The organism is bacterium (assembly GCA_035419245.1).
GTDB lineage: Bacteria > Zhuqueibacterota > Zhuqueibacteria > Residuimicrobiales > Residuimicrobiaceae > JAKPUX01.
This window is the reverse complement of the sequence record DAOLSP010000001.1, coordinates 171,559-179,015: the sequence shown is the minus strand read 5'-3', so window position 1 is coordinate 179,015 and position 7,457 is coordinate 171,559. Positions and strand designations below refer to the sequence as shown.

Genomic DNA, 7,457 nt, shown 5'->3' with positions numbered 1-7,457 from the left:
CCCAGATCTAAACTCACTCTATCACTTCTTTGTTATAGATTGTCACTCCTGTGTTAGCATTTTCAGAATGCGTTGCTTATCTTGATAGAGATACGAGGGGGCGTCTTGTCGTTCTGCAGGTTGGGATGCGAGAGGGGGGCATCCCAACAGCCTTCCATTCAACGCATTTCACGTAAAAGACGAGAGGGGGAGCCATGAAGATTTTGCATTGTCTGCTCGGATGCTGCGTTATCCTAATGCTGGCTTTGGCTTGTGAGAAGGATTCGACGGGCCCGGAAAGCGGCACCACCGTTGTGACGGGAGAAAGTGAGGCGGTTGCCCTGGATCTGATGAAGGCATCAGCCTGGGAAGCGGATGCTTCCGCAACCGCGAAAAAATATACACCCAAGGCTTTGCCTTTTTTCAAGCGCGAGGTATTAACCGGGGACATCGTCCACTACTCCTTTCAGGTCAAGGTGGGTGTCGGGACTTACGATGTAATTGGCATTCACCGCGTAGTCAAGGAAACGAAGACCGGCCAACCGATTAAAACCAAGAAAAACCTCTTCCTGCAGCACGGCGATTCCAAGGATTTCACCGGCATGTTCCTCAACGGGGTGCGCACTCCGAATGTGGCGGACGATTTTGGCATCGCCATTTTTCTTGCCCGCAATGATATCGATGTTTGGGGCATCGACCAGAACTGGACTCTGGTGCCCGCAAGTGTCACCGATTTTACCTTCATGAAGGATTGGGGCATCGATAACCAGGTCTCCAATCTGCGCTTCGCCATGGAGATTGCCCGTTTTGCCCGCACCTTTTCGGGCTGCGGCAATAATGCACTTAATTTATCGGGGTACAGCAGCGGTGTGCTGACTGGATACGCCTTGCTCAATGAGGAGGCCAAGCTGGCCAAGAACAAGCGGGTCGTCGCAGGCTGGATCCCGGTCGATTGTCCGTATAAATGCAACGATCCCAAGGGTGTCGAAGCATTGGCCACAGCCTATCAATCTTACAAGGCAAAGGTTGATGCAGGTGACTATGTCGAGGTTCAGCTTTTCCCTCTGGCTGGACAAGCAGCGCGCGATAACCCTGATGGCGCCTCGGCTTTGATCGAGGGATTCACCAATCTTCAGGTGGCCATGTACTTCTGTGCGGCTCCAGTTCTCCCGCCAATCATTTTTCATTACTTCGCCGGAATCATGGAAAGCGAGTTTCCAGTTGATTTGCAGTACCTGACCAAGGCTGAAGCTATTGATTTTCTCATCGATTCGGTGCCTTACGAGGCCGACCATTTCGAGCTGGATTACTGTGCCATCATCAGCGATGCCGTGCCGGTGCCCTGGGACGATAATCTTGGTTCGATCACGGTGCCTGTTTTTAATGTCGCTGCCGCCGGCGGAATGGGCGACCTCACACCCTACACCACCACCCTTCTCGGCAGCACGGACGTGCAGAACTTGATTGTCCGTCTCCATCCGGCCGGTGAAGAGGCGATTGATTTTGGCCACATCGATCTGTTCATGGCACACAACGCCGAAGCCCTGGTCTGGACGCCAATCCTCAACTGGGTGAAAGCGCACTGACAGAAACGGTTGATCGCGGAGTCCGCCCGGCGGCTGCATAGCGGCCGACCGGCGGTATCGTGGTAGAAGCTTGAATCGGCGTTGTATTCTGCAATACCCCATCTCTTCCGGAGACGGGGCATTTTATTTACTAGGGGAGACTGGGAAAACGGTCTCCGTTACTGGAAGATATTGCTTGAATCTGACCGGGAAAATGGCTAATAATAGCTGTCAATCAGAATTCAGCCATTCATCTTCCAGGACAGAGCAACAGAATGAATAAGGCACTTTTCCCGATTCTCCTTTTTGCCTCCCTCGCCCGCGCCGCCCTCTATGTCTCCACCAGCGGCAGCGACCTCAATCCGGGCACGTTCGCCCAGCCCCTCAGGACCATCCCCAAGGCAGTCATCAAGGCCGCCGGGGGCGACACCATCTTCATCCGCGGCGGCACCCACGAGCTGACCGCCAACATCACCATCGGCGCCGACAAGAGCGGCACGGAAAGCCGCCCCTCCTGCCTCATGGGCTACCCGGGCGAACGCCCCCTCCTCGATTTCTCAAAGGAGGCCCTGGGCAGCCGGGCCTTCACCCTCAAGGCGAGCTGGTGGCATGTCCGGGATTTCGACCTCAAGGGGGCCGGTGACAACGGCCTGCAGATCACCGGGACCACAGGCGCCTTCAATACCATCGAGAACTGCAGCTTTTTCGAATGCCGCGATTCCGGTGTCCAGCTCTCGGCCGGAGCTCACGATAACCGTTTCATCAACTGCGACTCATACCATAATGCCGATCCGCCGGACTATGGCGACGCTGACGGTTTCGCGCCTAAACTCGACGTCGGCAGCGGCAACGCGTTTTACGGCTGTCGCGCCTGGGGCAACTGCGATGACGGCTGGGACGGCTATATGCGCGGCGCCACCAACGTCACCACCACCCTCGAGAACTGCTGGACCTGGGGCAACGGCTGGCTTAAGGACGGCAGCGATCCCGGCTCCCAGGCCAACGGCAACGGCTTCAAGATGGGCGGGGGTGACAACAGCAACCGCGACATGCTCATGCATCATTTCGTCCTTACCAATTGCCTCGCCTTCAACTGCAAGGCCAAGGGCTTCGACCAGAACAATAACGTGGGCTCGATGACCCTCTACAACTGCACCGGCTACGGTAATGGCACCGCCAACTACCGCATCACCAAAACGCTGGCCGCCGGTCAACTCCTGACCGTGAAAAACTGCCTCTCTTTCAACGGCAGCGCGGAGCTGGGCGCATTCGCCCTCCAGTCGAACAACAGCTGGCTACCGCCTTTTACCGTTACCGCTGATGATTTCATCAGCATTGATCCTGCCCTAGCTGCGGCTCCGCGCAAGGCGGACGGCTCCCTGCCGGATCTCCCCTTCATGCACCTGGCGCTCGGCAGTGACCTGATCGACGGGGGCATCGACCTCGGTCTCCCCTTCCTTGGTGCAGCCCCAGATCTCGGAGCGTTCGAGTCCGATTTCCGGTTACAGATTGCCGAGCACGAAGCGGCTCCCGCAGGATTCCGGCTGGTGCAGAGCTATCCCAATCCCTTCAATCCGGAGACCACGATCTGCTATGCCCTGCTCAAGCCGGAGTATGTCAGCTTGCGCATCTACAATCTGCGCGGGCAGATGGTTGCGGATCTCGTCGAGGGCTGGCGCCCCGCGGGTGAACAGCGCGAGCGCTGGCGGCCGGAGAGTCTGGCTGCGGGCATCTACATGGCCCGGCTGCAGGCCGGTGACTTGAAAGCGACCGGGCGGCTGGTTCTGGCCAAATGAAACTCCGGGATTTCTCCTAGATACATGCTGCGGCCGGAGCCTATTCGAAAACAAGTCGTAGATTGAAGCGAAAGAAACACTTTAAGCGAGGAGTAAACCCCATGACCTTACTCTATTTGAACTCTGACCAGATGGGCAGCGGAGGCGACCCCGCATTGGGTAAAAAGCTGCTCAAACTCTTTCTGGAAAAGCTGGCCGCCTCCGATGTCCAGGTCGATCTGGTGGGATGTGTTAATTCGGGGGTCTATCTGACCTCTGAAGGCAGCGAGGTGCTGGAGAGTCTGAAAAAACTGGCGGAGAAAGGGGCGCGCATCGCCACCTGCGGCACCTGCCTGGATCATCTCCATCTTGCCGAAAAGCTACAGATCGGCGAGATCGGCAACATGGACATGACGATACAGGTCATGGCGGCCGCGGACAAGATCATCAGGCCGTGAAGCCGTTTTGTCCATACGGTATTAAATGAATAGCCCGGGAGGCTCATGGCCTTCCGGGCTATGGTCTTTGAGGGTGAAGTGCTTATTTCTTTTTCAGGATGGTGCTTAGCACCAGCTCCTTGGCCAGCTTCTTGGTGCAGAAGAACCAGTCGTAGCAGGTCATATCCTTTTTGTTTTCCATGCGCTCCTTAGCGACGCCGCAGGAACCGGCGGTTGGGACAATGACATCATCACCGGGGCGCCAGTCAGCCGGCAGGGCGACTGAGAAGGCATCTGCGGTCTGCAGGCCGATCAGGACGCGGTAGAGCTCGTCGAAATTGCGGCCGAGGCTGAGCGGATAGTAGATGATGGTGCGGATGACACCCTTGGGATCGATGAAGAAGACGGCGCGTACGGCCTTGGTGGTGGCTTCGCCCGGCTGGATCATGCCGTATTTCTTGGCCACTTCCATGGTGATATCCTCGATCAGGGGGAAGGTCACTTCAACGTTCTTCATGCCCTTGTACTCGATTTTTTCCTTGATCGTGCGCAGCCAGGCGATGTGGCTGTAAAGGCCGTCGACTGAGAGGCCGACCAGCTTGCAGTTGGCCTCGTTGAACTGCTTCTCCATGGTGGCAAAAGTCATGAATTCGGAGGTGCAGACCGGCGTGAAATCCGCCGGGTGGCTGAAGAGAATGACCCAGCTGCCGGCATACTGGTCGGGGAAATTGATTTCGCCCTGGGTGGTGACAGCCTTGAAGGCCGGGGCCTTGTCGCCGATACGGGGCAATGAGACGACTTCGTTTTCCATATGGTGCTCCTTTGTGAGTGGGTGAAGGTTCAGGCGGCCGGGGTCACCAGCCGCCCATGGATGACAGAAAATCCGGGCAATCGAACTAGATTCAGGCGAGGTCGAAGCGGTCCAGATTCATCACCTTGTTCCAGGCCGCGACGAAATCGCGCACGAACTTGTCCTTGCTGTCGGACTGGGCATAGACCTCGGCGATAGCGCGCAGCTGTGAGTTGGCTCCGAAGATCAGGTCCACCCGGGTGCCACTCCATTTGCGCTGGCCGCTCTTGCGGTCAAAGCCCTCATAAAGCTCTCCCGCTGCGGAAGCGGGTTTCCACTCCGTGCCCATGTCGAGCAGGTTGATGAAAAAGTCGTTGCTGAGCACACCAACGCGCGAGGTGAAGAGGCCATGTCTGGAGCCGTCCGCGTTGGCGCCCAGCACGCGCAGGCCGCCGATGAGGACAGTCATCTCCGGCGCACTGAGGGTCAGCAGTTGGGCCTTGTCAATGAGCAGATGCTCAGCGCAGTGCGCATAGGCCTGCGGATGGTAGTTGCGGAAACCGTCCACTTTGGGCTCGAGCACCGCGAAGGAGGCTACATCGGTCTGTTCCTGGGAGGCGTCCATGCGGCCGGGCGTAAAAGGCACCTCGATAGCGTGGCCCCCGGCTTTCGCTGCCGCTTCGATGGCCGCGCAGCCGCCCAGGACGATCAGGTCGGCGAGGGAGACCTTTTTGCCGTCCTTCTGCGCGCTGTTGAACTCTTTCTGAATGGTTTCAAGCGCGGAGAGCACCTTAGCCAGCTGCGCCGGCTGGTTAACCGCCCAATCCTTCTGCGGAGCTAGGCGGATACGAGCGCCATTGGCGCCGCCGCGCTTGTCGGAACCGCGGAAGGTGGAGGCCGAGGCCCAGGCGGTGAAGACCAGCTCTGAGACGCTGAGGCCTGCAGCGAGGATTTTCGCCTTGAGGCCGGCGATATCTTGGGCATCGATGAGAGGATGGTCGACGGCGGGGATTGGATCCTGCCAGATCATGTCCTCCTTCGGCACCTCGGGGCCGAGGTAGCGGGCCTTGGGTCCCATGTCACGGTGGGTCAGCTTGAACCAGGCGCGGGCAAAGGCGTCGGCGAAGGCCTGCGGATCCTTGTGGAAGTGGCGCGCGATCGGCTCATAGATCGGGTCGAAGCGCAGGGAAAGATCGGCGGTGGTCATCATCGGACGGTGCATTTTGCCAGGTTCGTGGGCATCTGGGATCATATGCTCCGGCTTGACATCCTTAGCCAGCCATTGCCAGGCACCGGCCGGGCTTTTGACCAGTTCCCATTCATAGCCGAAAAGCATGTCGAAGTAGCCGTTGTCCCATTGGGTCGGTTTGGGCTTCCAGGCGCCTTCGATGCCGCTGGTGGTGGTGTGCACGCCCTTGCCGGTGCCGAACTTGTTGATCCAGCCCAGGCCCTGGGTTTCCAGGGGGGCGGCTTCCGGTTCCGGCCCGACCAGTTTCGGATCGCCGGCGCCGTGGGCCTTGCCGAAGGTGTGGCCGCCGGCGACGAGAGCGACGGTCTCCTCATCATTCATGGCCATGCGCGCAAAGGTTTCACGAACATCCCGTCCCGAGGCGACGGGATCGGGATTGCCGTCCGGCCCCTCCGGGTTGACATAGATCAATCCCATCTGTACGGCCGCCAAAGGGTTTTCCAGTTCGCGATTGCCGCTGTAGCGGCTCCCGGGTTTGTCACTGGTGGCCAGCCATTCCCTTTCCGAACCCCAGTAGGTCTCTTCTTCAGGCTGCCAGATATCCTCGCGTCCGCCGCCAAAGCCGAAAGTCTTGAAGCCCATCGATTCCAGGGCGCAGTTTCCGGCCAGAATAAAGAGATCCGCCCAGGATATCCTGTTGCCGTATTTTTGCTTGATCGGCCAGAGCAGGCGCCGCGCCTTGTCGAGGTTGGCGTTATCGGGCCAGCTGTTGAGCGGAGCGAAGCGTTGGTTGCCGGTGCCACCACCGCCGCGGCCGTCCGAGATGCGGTAGGTGCCGGCGCTGTGCCAGGCCATGCGAATGAAGAGGCCACCGTAGTGGCCCCAGTCTGCCGGCCACCACTCCTGGGAGTCGGTCATCAGGGCGTAGAGGTCCTTCTTGAGCGCGGCCAGATCGAGTTTTTTGAACTCCTGGGCATAAAAAAAGTCCGAGCCGAGGGGATTGGCGGCCGGCGCACGCTGGTGGAGGATGCTCAGGTTGAGCTGATTGGGCCACCAGTCACGATTGGAGGTGCCTTTGCCGGCAGGGGGCATGGCCGAATGGCCCGTCACCGGGCACTTGGATTGTTCGCTCATTAGGGATCTCCTTATCGGTTTGGGTGCATACGAATGAATGATGCATCGATTTTATTTAGTAATAAGATCGATTATTATTATAAAAGGAAAAAATATATCAGCGCACGGGTTTCTGTCTCCGGCAGCTGCTGCAGAGGCCGTAGAAATCGATCTGGTGTTCCTGGATCTGAAAATTGGTTATCCGGCCGGCGCGCTCGTTGATCTCTTTGAGGATCGGCATCTCCAGATCCTGGATGGTGTCGCACCGCCTGCAGATGAGGTGGTAGTGCGGCATCACGCGCGCCTCAAAGCGGTCGAAGGTGCTGCCGGAGTGGATCTTTTTCACCAGCCCCTGTTCAGTGAGAATAGTCAGATTGCGGTAAACCGTCCCCAGGCTGAGGTGGGGGAATTCGGGCTTGAGCCGGGCGTAGAGCCAGTCGGCCGTGGGGTGGATCTCGGTTTCCTGCAGCAGGGCGAGCAGGCGTTCACGCTGCCGGCTGCTGCGGAGAGCAGGTTTCGGGTTGGTCTTCTTGTTCATATTCTCATTATAGTAATCGTTCCGAATATCAATTTAACAAAATCCCCGGCGATTGTCAAGTGAAAAGGCCA

General features: G+C 58.2%; 6 protein-coding genes. 3 read left to right on the top strand and 3 right to left on the bottom strand.

The window, feature by feature from the left end:
- Positions 1-194: 194 nt before the first annotated feature.
- From PLH32_00715 to yedF, 3 genes are all read left to right on the top strand, one after another.
- The gene (locus tag PLH32_00715; protein ID HQJ63109.1) at positions 195-1,565 is read left to right on the top strand and encodes a hypothetical protein; all 1,371 of its coding nucleotides are present in this window, start codon (positions 195-197) and stop codon (positions 1,563-1,565) included.
- Between the two features lie 254 nt (positions 1,566-1,819).
- Positions 1,820-3,340, top strand: coding sequence for a right-handed parallel beta-helix repeat-containing protein (locus PLH32_00710; protein ID HQJ63108.1), 1,521 nt, complete (start codon positions 1,820-1,822; stop codon positions 3,338-3,340).
- 101 nt (positions 3,341-3,441) lie between these two features.
- Entirely contained in the window at positions 3,442-3,777 is a 336-nt protein-coding gene (gene yedF, locus PLH32_00705) for a sulfurtransferase-like selenium metabolism protein YedF (protein ID HQJ63107.1), read from the top strand.
- Between the two features lie 82 nt (positions 3,778-3,859).
- Here the strand turns inward: yedF and PLH32_00700 are convergent, their stop codons facing one another.
- The 3 genes from PLH32_00700 to PLH32_00690 form a co-directional block, all read right to left on the bottom strand.
- Entirely contained in the window at positions 3,860-4,567 is a 708-nt protein-coding gene (locus PLH32_00700; protein HQJ63106.1) for a peroxiredoxin, read from the bottom strand.
- A 91-nt stretch (positions 4,568-4,658) separates the two neighbouring features.
- On the bottom strand, positions 4,659-6,869 hold the full coding sequence (gene katG, locus PLH32_00695) for a catalase/peroxidase HPI (GenBank protein ID HQJ63105.1): 2,211 nt from the start codon (positions 6,867-6,869) through the stop codon (positions 4,659-4,661).
- A gap of 97 nt (positions 6,870-6,966) precedes the next feature.
- Positions 6,967-7,386, bottom strand: a complete 420-nt coding sequence (locus PLH32_00690) for a transcriptional repressor (GenBank protein HQJ63104.1) — start codon at positions 7,384-7,386, stop codon at positions 6,967-6,969.
- Positions 7,387-7,457: the final 71 nt, after the last annotated feature.